The sequence below is a fragment of the Streptomyces viridiviolaceus genome, assembly GCF_014650995.1.
GTDB lineage: Bacteria > Actinomycetota > Actinomycetes > Streptomycetales > Streptomycetaceae > Streptomyces > Streptomyces viridiviolaceus.
The window spans coordinates 330,792-345,338 of record NZ_BMWA01000008.1 but is presented as its reverse complement, the minus strand read 5'-3'; the positions used below and the strand labels follow the sequence as shown (position 1 = coordinate 345,338).

Sequence of the window (14,547 nt, the reverse complement as noted above, 5' to 3'; positions counted from 1 at the left end):
CTACCCGCACCCCCGACCACCCGCACAGGCCGCCGCAGGCACCACCACCGCACCCGCACAGGCCGCCGCAGGCACCCGCTCAGATCGACCGCACCGCCCGCGCCACCCGCGTCGCCAGCGCCGCCCGCGGTGCGCTGTCAGGGGGCCGCCGGCAAGGGTGCACCGTGTTCGCCAGCAGGATCACGAACGTGTCCGTCACCCGGTCCAGGACCAGCATCGTGCCGGTGAAGCCCGTGTGCCCGGCCGCCCCGCCCCCCGCCAGGCGCCCCATGAACCACGGCTGGTCGAGGGCGAAGCCCAGCCCCGGCGGGGTCAGCAGCAGCTCCACGAAGTCCGGCCCGAGGATGCGGGCGGGACCGTACGAGCCGCCGGCGAGCAGCGCACGGCAGAACACCGCCAGATCCCGCGCGGTGGAGAACAGCCCCGCGTGACCGGCCACGCCGCCCAGCGCCCAGGCGTTCTCGTCGTGCACGACGCCTCGCAGCATCCCCCGGTCCGCCTTGGCCCACGGCCGCCGCTGGTCCTCCGTGGCCGCCGCCCCCGGACACGGCCCGAAGTGCGTCGCCGTCATGCCCAGCGGCCGGGTGATCCCGTCGTGGACGAGGACGTCGAGGGTGCGCCCGGTGATGCGTTCCAGGATCTGCTGCAGAAGCAGCATGTTCAGGTCGGAGTAGCGATACGTCCCCGGAGGCGTCGTGGGCGGCTCCGCACGCAGCAGCCTCAGCCGCTCCTCGTCGTCCGCGCAGTCGTACAACGGCAGCTCGGGCCGCAGCCCGGAGGTGTGGGTGAGCAGCTGCCGCACCGTGAGCCCGTGCGCGGCGGCGGCCCGGAAGTCCGGCAGGTAGGCGCCGACCTCCGCGTCGATGCCGAGCGTGCCCCGCTCGATCTGCTGCACCGCAGCGACCGCCGTGAACAGCTTGGTCAGCGACGCCAGGTCGAAGGGGGTGCCGACGGTCATCGGCACCCGGGACGCCGGGGGCAGCTCCACGCCGGCGCCGGCCCCCGGGTCGTAGGACGCGTACCGCACGGCCCAGCCCGCCGCCTCCTCGACGGCCAGCACGGGCCCACGCCCGACGGCCACCACGACGCCCGCCGCCCAGGGACGCTTCCCGGTGGTGAGGTCGTGGACCTCCCGCACCAGGAGGCGGAGCTGTTCGGGGTCGAGCCCGGCCCGTTCCGGCGTGTCGCTGCGCAGTCTCGGTGCGCTCAGCTCTCCACTCCCTCCACCGTCGCACGCTTGTTCGCAGTACGGCACATTCCCATGAAGCAGGCCAGCGCCACCAGCGCCGCGCCCAGCTGCACGACCGCCATCGGCAGGGCGGTGTCCTCCCCGGCGACGCCCACCAGCGGAGAGGCGATGGCGCCGATGAGGAAGGACGACGTACCGAGCAGGGCGGAGGCGGAGCCGGCGGCGTGCTTCACCCGCATCAGGGCGAGCGCCTGGGTGTTGGGCAGGGTGATGCCCATCGCGGACATCAGCACGAACAGCGCGGCGGCGACGGGCGCGAGCCCCACGTCACCGAAGACGCCCAGGGCCATCAGCAGCAGAGCCACCGCGGCGGCGATGACGACCGCGAGCCCGATGCCCAGCACCCGGTCCAGCCGTACCCGCCCGACCAGGACCTTGCCGTTGATCTGCCCGACCACCACCAGGCCGATCGAGTTGAGGCCGAACAGCAGGCTGAACGTCTGCGGCGAGGCGCCGTAGATCTCCTGCACGACGAACGGGGAGGCCGAGATGTAGGCGAACAGCGAGGCGAAGGCGAAGCCGCCCGCGAGCATGTAGCCGCTGAAGGCCCGGTCGGCCAGCAGCGTCCGCATGGAGCGCAGGGCGTCCCCCACGCCGCCGCTGTGGCGTTCGGCGGCGGGCAGCGTCTCGGGGAGCTTCGCCCACACCACCCCGCCCAGCAGCACCCCGACGACGGTGAGCACGACGAACACGCCCCGCCAGTCGGTCAGGCGCAGGATCTGCCCGCCGATGAGCGGCGCGACGACGGGGGCGACGCCGGAGATCAGCATGAGGGTGGAGAAGAAGCGGGCCATGGCCACACCGTCGTACAGGTCCCGGACGACGGCCCGCGCGATGACGATCGCGGCGGCGCCCGCGAGACCCTGCGCCAGCCGGAAGGCGACCAGCAGTTCCACGGTGGGCGCGAACGCGCACAGCGCGGTGGCGACGACGTAGACGGCGAGGCCGGCCAGCAGCGGGCGCCTGCGGCCCCACTTGTCGCTCATCGGGCCGACCACGAGCTGGCCGAGGGCCATGCCGGCCAGGCAGGCGGTGAGCGTGAGCTGGACGGTGGCTGCGGGCGCGTGCAGGGACCTGGTGACCTCCGGGAGCGACGGGAGGTACATGTCCATGGCCAGCGGGGGCGTGGCGGTCAGGCCGCCGAGGACGAGCGTGACGAGCAGTCCGGCACGGCGGGTGCCGCGCAGCGCGGAGACGGCCGGTTCCGTTTCCGGTCCGGCCGCCTGCGGGCTGTTCGGTGTGAAGTCCGATCCAGTGTCCGTTGCTGTGTCCGTTGACGTGTCCGTCGGTATGTCCGGTGGCGTGTGCGGTATGGACGGCCCGCGCTCGGGCATGTGCCCCTCCCTCTTCGGCAGATCCGGCACCTATGCTCTCAGCTCGAACGGACGGACCGGTACGAACGTGAGTGAGGGTGGGGCACGGGTGACCGAGCAGAGGGTGCGCTGGGGGGTCCTGGCGACCGGTGGGATGGCGGCGACGTTCACGGCGGATCTCGTCGATCTGCCGGAGGCGGAGGTCGTCGCGGTGGCCTCGCGGACCGAGGCGTCGGCGAAGGCGTTCGCGGAGCGGTTCGGGATAGCGCGGGCGTACGGCGACTGGGAGTCGCTGGCCCGGGACGAGGACGTCGACGTGGTGTACGTCGCCACCCCGCACTCGGCGCACCGGACGGCCGCCGGCCTGTGCCTCGAGGCGGGGCGGAACGTGCTGTGCGAGAAGCCGTTCACGCTGAACGTGCGCGAGGCGGAGGAACTGGTCGCGCTGGCCCGCGAGCGCGGGAGCTTCCTGATGGAAGCGATGTGGATGTACTGCAACCCCCTGGTCCGGCGGCTGAAGTCACTGGTCGACGACGGCGCGATCGGCGAGGTCCGCAGCGTACAGGCGGACTTCGGCCTGGCGGGCCCCTTCCCTCCGTCGCACCGGCTGCGGGACCCCGCGCAGGGCGGCGGCGCGCTGCTCGATCTGGGCGTGTACCCGGTGTCGTTCGCGCATCTGCTGCTCGGTGAGCCGTCGGACGTCGCGGCCCGGGCGGTCGTCTCCGAGGAGGGCGTCGACCTCCAGACGGGTGCCCTGCTCGGCTACGACAGCGGCGCTCTCGCCTCGGTGCACTGCTCGATCATCGGCGGCACGCCGAACTCCGCCTCGGTCACCGGTTCCAGGGGCCGCATCGACGTCCCGTACGGCTTCTTCTTCCCGGACCGGTTCGTGCTGCACCGGGACGGCCGCGAGCCCGAGGAGTTCGGGGCCGACCCGGCCGACGGGCCCAGGGCGAGCCTCAAGCACGAGGCGCGGGAGGTGATGCGGGCCCTGCGGGCCGGCGAGACCGAGTCCCCGCTGGTCCCGCTCGACGGCACGCTGGCCGTGATGCGGACGCTCGACGCGATCCGGGACCGCGTCGGCGTCCGCTACCCGGGCGAGAGGGAGAAGGACCTCCAGGTCATGCCGGCTTGAGGCCCTGCTCCCCCACCTCCGTCACGAAGGACGCGGCGGTCGTGAGCGGCGCGCCCTCGGTGGTCACGTGGGAGACCGTCTTGAAGTCGGCGCGCGCCAGCTCCCGGCCCAGCGTCACCGTCGCGTAGCCGCGCTGCCCGTTGAAGAACTTCAGGTGCGGGTTGGCGGTCATGAGGGTGTCCCAGTTGGACGGCTTCTCGGAGCCGTTGCCGCCGCTGGTGATGGAGGTGGTGACGATCTCCGTGCCCATGGTCTTCGACCCGGGGTCGGAGAAGTCGCGCTTGATGTCGAAGCCGTAGTGCACGTGCACGTCGCCGGTGAGGACCATGAGGTTCTCGATGCCGGCGGCCTGCGCGCCGGCCAGCACCCGCTCGCGGGAGGCGGGGTAGCCGTCCCAGGAGTCCATGGAGACCTTGGACGGCAGGGTGGTGGAGTTGTAGCGCTGCGAGAAGGTGACCTGCTGGGGGACCACGTTCCACACGGCGTTCGACCGGTGCCAGCCGTTGATCAGCCAGCGCTCCTGGGCGTCGCCGGTCAGGGTGCGCGCCGGGTCCTCCGACTCGGGGCCGGAGAACTGCCAGCCGTCACCGTAGGCCTGGTTGGAGCGGTACTGGCGGGTGTCGAGAACGTCGAACTGGGCCAGCCGGCCCCAGTGCAGGCGGCGGTAGAGCTGGAGGTCGGGGCCCTCGGGCAGCTGCGGACGGCGCAGCGGCATGTTCTCCCAGTAGGCGCGGTAGGCGGCGGCCCGGCGGAGCAGGAACTCCTCCGGCGGGACGCTGTTCTCCGGGGTGTCGTCCGCGTAGTTGTTCTCGGTCTCGTGGTCGTCCCAGGTGACGACGAAGGGGTGCGCGGCGTGCGCGGCCCGCAGATCGGGGTCCGACTTGTAGAGGGCGTACCGCAGGCGGTAGTCCTCCAGCGTCACCGTCTCGTGGTTGAACAGCGCGGGCAGGGTGCCGGTGGGGTAGGCGCGGGAGCCGCCGGCGGAGTTGACGGCGTACTCGTAGAGGTAGTCGCCCAGGTGGAAGACGACGTCGACGTCCTCCTCGGCCAGGTGCCGGTAGGCGGTGTAGTAGCCCTGGTCGTAGCGCTGGCAGGAGACCAGGCCGAAGGTGAGGTCGGCGGCCCGGCTCTGGCGCGGGGGCGCGGTGCGGGTCCGGCCGGCCGGGCTGATCCAGCGGCCGGCGCGGAAGCGGTAGTAGTACACGTGGCCGGGTGCGAGGTGGTCGACCTCGACGTGCACGGTGTGGTGGAACTCGGGGTGCGCGGTGGCCGTGCCCCGTCTGACGACGCGGCGGAACCGCTCGTCGAGGGCGACCTCCCAGCCGACGGTGACGCGTTCGGCGGGCAGTCCGCTGTCGGCCTGGTACGGGGCGGGGGCCAGCCGCGTCCACAGCAGGACGGACTCGGGCAGCGGGTCGCCGGAGGCGACGCCCAGCGTGAAGGGGTCGTCGGTCAGCTGTGCCGGGTCGAGTTCGGCGGCGCTCGCCGTGCCGGCGGCCGGCAGGTTCACGGAGAAGGCGAGCGCGGCGGCGGCGCCGGTGACGGTCAGGAAGCGGCGGCGGCCCAGGTGACGGGCGGCGGCGCGCAGTTCGGGCGCGTGCGGGGGCTGGTGGTTCGCGGGTGTCATCCGATCCTCCCCTTGCGGTGGGTGCAGGGGGCATTCGAATGGCCGGGAACGACAGCCGCTTGGCGCGGACATGGCGGGCCTGTGGCAGGTCCGTAGCGGAAGCGTGAGTTCCGCATGATCTCCCACGCGTACGCTGCCGACCCATGAACACCGTGAGAACCACTGACGAGGGAACGGCCGGCCAGCAGAGGATCGCCGTGGTCACGGGTGCCGGTTCCGGCATCGGCCGCGCGGTCGCCGCCGAACTGCTGCGCGCCGGCTGGTCACTGGCCCTCGCCGGCCGGCACCCCGAGACCCTGGAGGAGACGGCCGCACTCGTACCGGGCGGCGACGCCCTCGCCGTGCGGGCCGACGTGTCCCGGCCGGAGGACGTGACGGCCCTGTTCGCCGCCGTGCGCGACCGCTTCGGGCGGCTGGACCTGCTGTTCAACAACGCGGGGACGTTCGGTCCCGGCGGCGTGCCGGTCGAGGAACTGTCCTACGACGCGTGGCGGCACGTGGTGGACACCAACCTCAACGGCGCCTTCCTGTGCGCGCAGGCCGCGTACCGGCAGATGAAGGAGCAGGAGCCGCAGGGCGGCCGCATCATCAACAACGGCTCGATCGCCGCCCACACGCCCCGCCCGCACTCGGTGGCCTACACGGCGACCAAGCACGCGATGACGGGCCTGACCAAGTCGCTGTCACTGGACGGGCGGGCCTACGACATCGCGGTCGGCCAGATCGACATCGGCAACGCGGCGACCGACATGACGGTCCGCATGCAGACCGGCGCCCTGCAGGCCAACGGGGAGATCGCACCCGAGCCGGTGATGGACGTGGCCGACGTGGCGCGCACGGTGCGGCACATGGCGGAGTTGCCGCTGCAGGCGAACGTGCAGTTCGCGACGGTCATGGCGACGGCGATGCCGTACGTGGGACGCGGCTGAGCGGACGGCCTCGGGGTCCGCCTCTCCGATCTACACAAGGGGAATGTGGAATTCCGAACCATTGCGGCCGGTAGCGGACTTATGCTCAACTCTCCTTCACCAGAGCTTCACAGTTGGAGCGTCGGCCTTCCATAACCGTCTCGAGCCATACCGAGGGGGAGGGGGCAGCCGTTCCGCCACACCGGGTGGGGGTGGACCTCGCGTGGGACCGCGAGGTGCGCACCGGTGGGCGGAACGGCTGCCGAGTACCGCCGTACGGCGGACGACCGCGACGGACGATCATCTCCGACGGCGTCGCGCTCGGGATCGTCGAGCCCGCTCGTACGTGGTGCCGGTCCCGGTGCCCTCCGTCACCGGGACGCCAGGAATCGGAGCGCACGCGAGGACGAGCCCCGCGGCGCGGTCACGCCTGCCCGGTCTCGAACCGCGAGATCTTCCCGTCGTCCTCCACGGTGAACGTCCACCGGGTGCGCATCTCGCCCCAGGTGTCGTTGCTGTAGCGGGCGATGAGGGCGCGGCCGCCGTTCGACTCCCGGTCGACCTCCATGTGGCCGTGAGTGGAGAAGATCTCCCGGTCGATCCAGTCGGCGAGGTCACGGTCGGCGCCGTCGTCGGCCATGGTGGCGCCGTGCGCGAGGAGCTCCATGAAGGCCTCGCGGTCGTGGGCGTTGACGGCGGCGACGAAGGCGCGGACGGCCGGGTCGCTGAGTCGGGTCGTCTGAATCGTCATGCCGCTCAGCGTCACACCGGCTCCGGGGCCCCGCCACCCGAACGGCGCCCGTGGCGCGCGCATGGAAGGCAGCCGGTGCCACGGTGGGAGGTGAGCCACCGCCACCTGCGAAGGAGTCGACGTGACCTGTTTCGACCGACGCGATCTCGGTCTCCTGCTGCTCCGTCTGGGTACGGGCGGCGTCCTGGCCGCGCACGGCGCGCAGAAGCTGCTCGGCTGGTTCGGCGGCCACGGGATCGAGGGGACCGGCCAGTTCATGGAGTCCGTCGGCTACTCCCCCGGCAAGGCCAGCGCCACCGCGGCCGGGCTCGCGGAAGCCGGCGGCGGGACGCTCCTCGCGCTGGGCCTTGCCACCCCGGCCGCGGGTGCGGCGGCGGCCGGCGCGATGGTGGGCGCCGCGGCGGTGCACGCCCCGAGCGGCTTCTTCGCCCAGGCCGGAGGCTACGAGTACGCGGCCTCCCTGGCCCTGACGGCCACCGGCCTCGCGGTCACCGGCCCCGGCCGCCTCTCCCTGGACCACGCGCTCGGCCACGCCGTCAACCGGAACTGGATGGTCCCGGCGGCGTTCGCGGTCACGGCAGCCGCGACGGCACTGGTCGTCGGGGCGCGGAACAGGCGGCTGCGGAAGGCGGCGGAGGGCGAGCAGGAGCCGCTGTTCGACGCCTGACGCCCCGACCGGCCGTGGCAGGCTGCTCCGTATGAGCGACGCCCACGGCAACGACACCCCCACCGGCCTCTGGGACTCCATCGACGACCTGTGGAAGTGGCTGGAGGCGGACCAGCCAATCGGCGGCAGGGAGGGCCTGCTCCTGCGCATGCTGAAGCTCTCGGAGGAGGTCGGCGAGGTCGCGGAGGCCGTGATCGGCGCGACCGGCCAGAACCCGCGCAAGGGCGTCACCCACACGTGGGACGACGTCCAGGCGGAGCTGTGCGACGTCGTCATCACGGCGCTGGTGGCACTGCGCACGCTGACACCCGAGGCGCGGGAGGTGTTCGGGCGGCATCTGGCGCGGGTGACACAGCGGTCACTGGGGACGCGGGACGCCTGAACGGCAGGGCGACCGCCCGCACGACCGCTTATCCGGAGTCGGGAGCCTTTCTGACGTTCTGTACGATGCGGTCGCTCCACAGACGGCCAGAGCACCATCCGCGCGGGCCCGTCATGACCCTCATCGAGAAGGACCACCTGTCATGTCCCGCCCGCCCGCCTCTCCGGCAACACCGCCCCGCCGACCGCCGGCCCCCGGTACGCGGTGGTGGCTGACCACGCGCGCCCGCATCGGATTCGTGCTCGCGGTACCGCTCCTCGGCCTGCTCAACCAGTACCTGGGCTTCCTGGTCCTGATCGCCGCGATCGTCCTGATCTGGAAGGAGAACCCCTGGCAGAAGGGCGCGAAGGTGGCCGCCACCATCGGCGCCATGGCGCTGCTCGGCGCGGTCGTCCCGGATCCGCCCGAGGACGGGGGGCCGGACACCGTGGCGGGGCTGGACGCGAAGGGCGCGCAGAGGGAACGTACGGCCGCCACCTGGCCCTCCCCCTCGCCGACCAGGAGCCCGGCACGGCCCTCGCAGCCCCCGCCCCAGGCTCCGGACTACCGGGGGCAGCGGCTGGACACCGCACGGGACAAGGCCGAGGCCGCCGGGTTCGGTGTCGACGAGCACAACGCGTCCGACGAGGGCAAGAGCATCATGATGCGGTCCAACTGGACGGTCTGCTTCCAGAAGACCGACTGGACGTCCAGTGGCACCAAGGCGATCCACTTCGGCGCGGTGCAGACCGGCGCGCCGTGCCCGGAGGCGGACGGCGGAGCCATCCCGTGGCCCCGGATGCCGGACCTGGTCTGGAAGACGTGGAAGACGGCGCACCAGGAGGTCGTGGACCTCGGTGTAGTGCCGGACCACCATCTGCGAGCGGACACGGCGTACGGCAACGACCGGCTGCCCGACGAGGGCGAGTACGACGACTGGCGGGTGTGCGCGACCGACCCGGCCGAGGGCGCGGACGTCACCCTCGACACGTGGGTGACCCTGGAACTGACCGACCCGGACAACGGCTGCCCCGAGCCGGACCAGGGGCACGACGACAAGGTGGACCTGCCGGACCGGGACGACGACGGCGACCCCGACTACCGCGACCCGTTCCCCGGCGACCGGAACCGCACCAGCACGTTCCCGGACGGCTTCCCGAGCGGCTCGGACGGCTCCGGCGGCAGCTCGTCCGGCGGGGGCGGCTGGAACTGCCCCCGCACCCGCTGGTGCTGACACGACGCCCAGTCCGGCGCCGCCCGGGACGTGGCGGAGCCCGGGAGTCGTATCCAGCTCCCGGGCCCCTGGGGATGCCACCCAATTGCGCACGCCGGCGGCGTTTAAGAGGACGGATCAGTCATCAGGCCGTCGTGTTCTTCCTTTGAACTACCGCACCAGGACAGAGGTGCAGGCGAGAGTCGAACTCGCATCCGACGGCGTTCGTCCGGCCCCGTTCGATCCGGCGATCGGCGGCGATGCTGAGACTGGAGCGAGAGTCTGAGATTGATCGCGCAGGTACCGCGTGTACCGCTGCCCCGCGCCTCTTCAGGCTGAACTTCAGTTTCAGCTTGCGCTCATCACGCGGACCGGTCCTCAATCCGGCCCGCGCCTGTCGCGCACCCCCGCGCTCGCACGCGGGGGCGATCGTGGAGGCTACCCGCTCCCGGCGTCAGCCGAACAGGTAGCCGAACACCGCCTCACCCACCCGCTGGTCGGTGACCTCGGCACCGTTGGCCTCCTCGCGGGCGAACTTCACGGCCTGCTGGAGCTTCTCGACCCGCTCCACCAGCTCGTTCACCCGCCGCGCCGGGAACGCCCCGGAGAACTTCACCGTCGTCCAGTACCCGATCGGCACGTCCTCGTAGTACACCTCGACCTGCGCCGGGTGCTTGTCGGTGGCCTCGGCCTTGACGTGGTTGCGCGGGACCTTCTTGGTACGGATGGTCCGGACGGGGTCCGTCTTCCACCAGTCCGTGGACGGGTCGAGGGACCATGCCTCGGCGGCGTCGAGCACGGGGAGCTTCTTGACGAAGGTGTGCAGGTCGGTGAGCTGCTTCTCCAGGAAGAGGAGGTAACTGACCGGGACGTCCCGGAGGACGGCCCGCCCGTCGACGCTGACGTCCGCGCGGGCGGCGCAGTTCGCCCAGTCCTTGGTGGCGGTCACGTCGAACAGCCGGGTCAGCGACGCGGCCATCTCCCGCAGCACGTCCTCGGCCTTCACCTGCACCCGCGTCGACTCGGGCGGCAGCTGCTCGCCCTCCTCGTCCTTCGGCTGGTACGTACGCGAGATACCGGCGAGCAGCGCGGGCTTCTGCACCTTCTGGTGAGCCGCGGTGATGTCCTGGAGCGACTTGCTCTTGACACCTTTTTCGACGGCGATGATCTGATTGAGTTTCGCCACGACGTCCCCCTCTTTACGAACGCCAGGACGATACCTCTGGGGCCCCTGGCCTCCGCATCTTCTTTTTCACGCCCGAAGATGCCGGGAGGGGGCCGCGCCGAGCACACGGCGGGGCCCCGATGCGTCAGCGGGTCACTTGAGCTTGTCCGTCTGGGCCTCGATCACGGCCGTCGGCACCGCCGCCGCCTTGCCGAGCGTGGCGAAGTCGACCGTGTAGTACGTCGCGACGGTGTTGCCGACGCGCACCACCTCGGTGTTGAAGGTGGCCGAGCCCGCGCCGTCCATGTCGGAGTCCGCGGAGAACGCCACGGACTCGTCACCGGCGCCGGAGGACTTGCCCGCCGCGACCTTCGTGATCTTCTGCTTCTCGCCCTGTCCCGTGAGAACGAATCCCCCTGAGCAGGACTCGATGCCGTCGGTGACGGCCTTCAGGGCCTTTTCGGCGCCGTCGTCGTCGTACGAGGACAGGCCCACGAAGGTCACCTTGACCTTGAAGGCGTTCTCGATGTCGGCCTCGCTGATGTCCTCGGGAGACTTGGAGGCGGCGTCCGACACGGGCACCTCGGTGACGGAGTTGCTCGCGCCTTCGTTCGTGTCGCCGGGCGCCAGTCCGGCCATGGCGTGGGCGAGCGGCGCGCACTCGGCCTTGTCGGTCGTCACCCCGCTCTTGGACTTGGGCAGGGTGTCGTCGCCGGAATCGACCTTGTAGCCCTTGACGTCGCCCTGCGCCAGCAGCAGCTTCTCCAGCTCCGCCGCGCCGACCGCCTTCGCGGCCGTGGCCGACGATGAGGAGGACTTGCCCGACTCCCCGGACGCGTCCTGGTCGTCCGATCCCCCGCCGCACCCCGTGATGAGGGCGAGCGACAGCACGCTCCCGGTCGCCATAGCGCCCATGCGCGCCCTCGATGATCTCTTCATGAGCGGATCATGAAGGTTCTGTTCGAAGAACGTCAAGGGACTTGTAAAGGTGGGCATTACAGCGTGACGCGCGCAGCGCTGAGACCCGGTCGGGTCGCGTGCAAGGCACAGCCGTGACGCCGCTCGTCCACGCCGAGCAGGCCGAGTTCCTGGAGTTCAAGCGGTCTGCTCGATGCGCTCGAGGATGTCCGCACGCATCTCCTGCCCCAGAGACCATGCGCCGGCGACGCCGCAGGGGGCCAGCTGAGCCGCCACTCCGGACGGCGCCCACTCCCAGCTTGGGGACGGGCGCTCTGTAATCGGCAGGTCAGACCGGCAGGTTCCAGAAGGGGCCGTCGGGTGTTCAGAGCCAGAAGCGTTGTGTGCCGTCCGGGTCCGCGGTCAGGCGAGGTCGGAGTGTGCAGGTGAGCCCGCGTCGTGCCAGACAGTGAGAGCCTCTTCCGCTGATCCCACAGGCGCAAAGGGCCGTGCTGGTGCGCGGTCCAGCCGCCTTCGGCCGGTTCGGGAGCTGATCCCGTCGAGATCGAGCATGCGCGCAATCAGGGAGGGCAGCGTGCTGGACGAGGTGGGGCGGGCCCGTGACGGGCCCGGTGGCGTCGGCGGCGTTGGTGCCTCGACCTGGATTACCGAGGTGGGGTCTTGGTAGACGAGCTCCAGCCGCGTTCGGTGATCGGTCTGGTCACGGTGCACCGGGTCCACTGGCTGCTGTCGAACTGGAACAGGCCGTCGCCGAGGAAGATCGCCGCGCCAGCGCGCCTGCTGGCTGATCTGATCCCGCCGTCCCCGGGAGCCGTCACGTCATGAGACCCACGGCACCCGATCCCTCCGACACCGACGCGTGGCATGCGTATCTCGCGGAGGGCAACGCCAAGCAGGCCCGCAAGCGCGTGGCAGCCGATGTGCTGCTACCGGACGGGTCCCGTTCGCTGGTCACCTCAAGCAGCGGTGGATCCTGAAGATCCGGATGGCGGTTCATCTGGCTTGAGCAGATCAGTGGTGCGGTAAGCGGACGCGTCGGCGTTTGGCGGGAGGAAACGGCTGGCCCTGCCGCTCCAGGTGACGATGAGCTCATCCCGGGCGCGTGTGGCCGCGACGAACACCAAAGAACGGGCTCGCTGCTCCTCTTGCCGGTAGCGGTCCGCGTTCGTGACCTTGTACTGCTCGATGCGCTGGTGCGGCACCTGTCCCTCGCCGACCGAGGTCAGGAACACACGCTGGAACTCCAAGCCCTTGAAGCGGTACATGGTGCCGATACGAACCGCGTCGATGTCCGACCGCGCACCGTCCTTGCCGAGTTCCACGACCGGCAGTCGGAACTCGCTGACGAAGACGTGGGCGAACTCCTGGGCCGAAGCACCGTCCGGGACGGCGACAGCCATCGCCGAGTACGGCGTGCCGTACATGTCGTGACGCTCCCTGATGAGGGTGGCGACAGCGCGCATCTCGGTCCGACGGTCCGGAGCACACCAGAACTGGGGTGCGAGACCGGTCAGTACGGATCGGTAGCCGTCGAGGGTGTCACTGCCCGTATCCAGGTCGTCGAAGGTCTCACCTTCGACGAGACGGTTGGCGCTGCCCAGGATCTGCCGGGTGGTGCGGTAGTTGAGAGTGAGACGGCGTGAGGCGCGGCCGCGGATCTCGATGCCGTGGTGGCTGAGGACGACGCGGCTGCCGTAGATGCGCTGATGGGCGTCCCCGGCCAGAAAGATGTCGTTGGGGCCCTTGCGGACCATCGCGCGCAGCATCCGCCAGTGGGATGCAGACAGGTCCTGCGCCTCGTCGACCACGATGTGCTGATAGCGGGGCTTGAGCCACATCCCGCTGCCCGCCTCTCGGTGGACAAGGTCCAGGCCGCCGAGCTCGTCCTTGTAGCGGGCCTGCTCCTCGACGCGGGCCATGCGGCGCTGCTCGAGGCTGGCCGCCTGATCGGCGATGAGCGCGTACGTAGTACGCCGCGCGGCGTCCAGATGGGCCCGGTAGGCCTGCACGAGTTGCCACACCTCGTAGCGCTGGCCCGTGCTGATGCGCGGGCGTCCCGCGCGGGTGACGCGCCGATAGGAATCCCAGGAACCGCATCGGTGGGCGAGGATCACGTGCTTGAACTCGGCGTCGAGGAAGTCCGCGTCGTAGTCCAGCAGGTCCAGCTCGGTACGCACGGTGTGCCACAGCTCCATGGCAGCCGCATCGTCCAAAGGCATACCTACGTTCAGGTTTGACTCCTGAACGATCTCGCGGGCGAGCGCGTCGACGGACTTGACGTCGACCCGGCGCAAGAGGTCCTCGCCGCCCAGCTGACGCAGTCTCTCCTTCAGATCGAGGGCGAGGTTGGTGTTGTAGGTGGTGAGCAGTACCGGACGCGTGTGCCCAGACGGCAGCCGGTCGACGAGGTGGCGGACGCGGTGCAAGGCGACGACCGTCTTGCCGGTGCCGGGTCCGCCGGTCACTTTCGCCGATCCCCTGAAGTCTGCTGAGGCGATTCGGTGCTGTTCGGGGTGCAGGAACAGTCGCCAGGCGTCGAAACTCCTGCCCAACGCGTCGAGAACGGCATCATCGTCGGTTTCCGCCTGGGACACGGCACGTTGCGCTGCCCGCGCCCAGTCGTCGGTGTTGACCTGATCGTCCGCGCGCCACTGGTCCGTGATGTGCCGCCGTACGTCCTCCGGGTCCATACGGTTGCGCAGGGCGAGGAGGACGTCGCGGGTGAGTTCCGGCAGGTTGCGGGTGAGCAGCTCGTCCAGCTGCTCCTCTGTAGTGACCTTGTCGAGCGCCGGCAGCAGAGAGGGGACCACACCCAGGTCGACGAGGGTGCGGTTGCCGTACCCGGCGAAGAGCGGGATGGCACGCTCGGTGAGAGCGACGACGTTGGCGCTGACTTCACTCTGGTCGACGACTTCGACCCCGCCCGAGACCGGATTGATCTCCACGGTGAGCCGGGCGAGTTCGTCACGGGGGCGGGCCCCGTCGCGCACCGCCAGGACCCGCATCTCGTCTCCGCCGTCCGTCGACAGCAGCAGCACCATGCAATGGCTGTCGGCGCGGGCGAGGTACAAGTCTCCGTTGTTCCCGGCCTGTCGCAGGAACGACAGCCGCAGGGCGCGGTTGTTCCGGTCGGCGCGCAGGCGTTGGACGAAGTCGGTGACGGCCTCCGCCACGGCCGGGCCCCTGCGTTCCGCGTCCGCGTGTGCCTGCCGGTTCACCTGGACCCGCGTTCTGCCTCGC

Annotated in this window: 13 protein-coding genes and 1 pseudogene; 7 read left to right on the top strand and 7 right to left on the bottom strand. The window is 70.9% G+C overall.

Annotation, left to right across the window (positions count from 1 at the left end):
* Window positions 1-79 precede the first annotated feature (79 nt).
* Both IE260_RS14020 and IE260_RS14015 read right to left on the bottom strand, forming a co-directional pair.
* Complete coding sequence (locus IE260_RS14020; protein WP_189871541.1) at window positions 80-1,255, bottom strand: serine hydrolase domain-containing protein; 1,176 nt, start codon at window positions 1,253-1,255, stop codon at window positions 80-82.
* A complete protein-coding gene (locus tag IE260_RS14015; protein WP_189871539.1) occupies window positions 1,207-2,583 on the bottom strand; it encodes a multidrug effflux MFS transporter in 1,377 nt (458 codons plus the stop codon). The genes IE260_RS14020 and IE260_RS14015 overlap by 49 nt, the downstream gene beginning before the upstream one ends.
* Before the next feature lie 88 nt (window positions 2,584-2,671).
* On the opposite strand from IE260_RS14015, the gene IE260_RS14010 reads away from it, so the two are divergent.
* Window positions 2,672-3,697, top strand: coding sequence for a Gfo/Idh/MocA family protein (locus IE260_RS14010; RefSeq protein ID WP_189871537.1), 1,026 nt, complete (start codon window positions 2,672-2,674; stop codon window positions 3,695-3,697).
* Here the strand turns inward: IE260_RS14010 and IE260_RS14005 are convergent.
* Complete coding sequence (locus tag IE260_RS14005; RefSeq protein WP_189871535.1) at window positions 3,684-5,324, bottom strand: alkaline phosphatase D family protein; 1,641 nt, start codon at window positions 5,322-5,324, stop codon at window positions 3,684-3,686. The genes IE260_RS14010 and IE260_RS14005 overlap by 14 nt on opposite strands.
* Window positions 5,325-5,467: 143 nt before the next feature.
* Here IE260_RS14005 and IE260_RS14000 point away from each other — a divergent pair, with 143 nt between their 5' ends.
* The gene (locus tag IE260_RS14000; protein ID WP_189871533.1) at window positions 5,468-6,253 is read left to right on the top strand and encodes an SDR family oxidoreductase; all 786 of its coding nucleotides are present in this window, start codon (window positions 5,468-5,470) and stop codon (window positions 6,251-6,253) included.
* 403 nt (window positions 6,254-6,656) lie between these two features.
* Here the strand turns inward: IE260_RS14000 and IE260_RS13995 are convergent, their stop codons facing one another.
* Window positions 6,657-6,983, bottom strand: coding sequence for a nuclear transport factor 2 family protein (locus IE260_RS13995; RefSeq protein ID WP_189871531.1), 327 nt, complete (start codon window positions 6,981-6,983; stop codon window positions 6,657-6,659).
* Window positions 6,984-7,104: 121 nt separating this feature from the next.
* Between IE260_RS13995 and IE260_RS13990 the strand changes: the two genes are divergently transcribed.
* From IE260_RS13990 to IE260_RS13980, 3 genes are all read left to right on the top strand, one after another.
* A complete protein-coding gene (locus tag IE260_RS13990; protein ID WP_189871530.1) occupies window positions 7,105-7,650 on the top strand; it encodes a DoxX family protein in 546 nt (181 codons plus the stop codon).
* Between the two features lie 31 nt (window positions 7,651-7,681).
* Entirely contained in the window at window positions 7,682-8,032 is a 351-nt protein-coding gene (locus IE260_RS13985) for a MazG-like family protein (RefSeq protein WP_189871528.1), read from the top strand.
* 142 nt (window positions 8,033-8,174) lie between these two features.
* Entirely contained in the window at window positions 8,175-9,245 is a 1,071-nt protein-coding gene (locus IE260_RS13980; RefSeq protein ID WP_189871526.1) for a PASTA domain-containing protein, read from the top strand.
* Window positions 9,246-9,678: 433 nt separating this feature from the next.
* Here the strand turns inward: IE260_RS13980 and IE260_RS13975 are convergent, their stop codons facing one another.
* Together IE260_RS13975 and IE260_RS13970 are read right to left on the bottom strand one after the other, a co-directional pair.
* The gene (locus IE260_RS13975) at window positions 9,679-10,410 is read right to left on the bottom strand and encodes a DUF7873 family protein (protein ID WP_189871524.1); all 732 of its coding nucleotides are present in this window, start codon (window positions 10,408-10,410) and stop codon (window positions 9,679-9,681) included.
* A gap of 132 nt (window positions 10,411-10,542) precedes the next feature.
* Window positions 10,543-11,328, bottom strand: coding sequence for a hypothetical protein (locus tag IE260_RS13970; protein WP_189871522.1), 786 nt, complete (start codon window positions 11,326-11,328; stop codon window positions 10,543-10,545).
* 639 nt (window positions 11,329-11,967) lie between these two features.
* Between IE260_RS13970 and IE260_RS13965 the strand changes: the two genes are divergently transcribed.
* Both IE260_RS13965 and IE260_RS41650 read left to right on the top strand, forming a co-directional pair.
* Window positions 11,968-12,132 carry a hypothetical protein gene (locus IE260_RS13965; RefSeq protein WP_189871520.1) on the top strand — a complete coding sequence of 55 codons (165 nt, stop codon included), beginning with the start codon at window positions 11,968-11,970 and terminating at the stop codon, window positions 12,130-12,132.
* Window positions 12,129-12,242, top strand: a pseudogene (locus tag IE260_RS41650) (NUDIX domain-containing protein); the annotation flags it as partial. The gene IE260_RS13965 and the pseudogene IE260_RS41650, both read left to right, overlap by 4 nt.
* 21 nt (window positions 12,243-12,263) lie before the next feature.
* Here the strand turns inward: IE260_RS41650 and IE260_RS13960 are convergent.
* Window positions 12,264-14,525 carry a UvrD-helicase domain-containing protein gene (locus IE260_RS13960; RefSeq protein WP_189871518.1) on the bottom strand — a complete coding sequence of 754 codons (2,262 nt, stop codon included), beginning with the start codon at window positions 14,523-14,525 and terminating at the stop codon, window positions 12,264-12,266.
* Window positions 14,526-14,547 lie beyond the last annotated feature (22 nt).

Coding starts and splice junctions, on each gene's coding strand:
- IE260_RS14015 (WP_189871539.1), bottom strand. CDS start 2,583: ATGCCCGAGCGCGGGCCGTCCATACCGCACACGCCACCGGACATACCG.
- IE260_RS13995 (WP_189871531.1), bottom strand. CDS start 6,983: ATGACGATTCAGACGACCCGACTCAGCGACCCGGCCGTCCGCGCCTTC.
- IE260_RS14005 (WP_189871535.1), bottom strand. CDS start 5,324: ATGACACCCGCGAACCACCAGCCCCCGCACGCGCCCGAACTGCGCGCC.
- IE260_RS13970 (WP_189871522.1), bottom strand. CDS start 11,328: ATGAAGAGATCATCGAGGGCGCGCATGGGCGCTATGGCGACCGGGAGC.
- IE260_RS14000 (WP_189871533.1), top strand. CDS start 5,468: ATGAACACCGTGAGAACCACTGACGAGGGAACGGCCGGCCAGCAGAGG.
- IE260_RS13980 (WP_189871526.1), top strand. CDS start 8,175: ATGTCCCGCCCGCCCGCCTCTCCGGCAACACCGCCCCGCCGACCGCCG.
- IE260_RS13985 (WP_189871528.1), top strand. CDS start 7,682: ATGAGCGACGCCCACGGCAACGACACCCCCACCGGCCTCTGGGACTCC.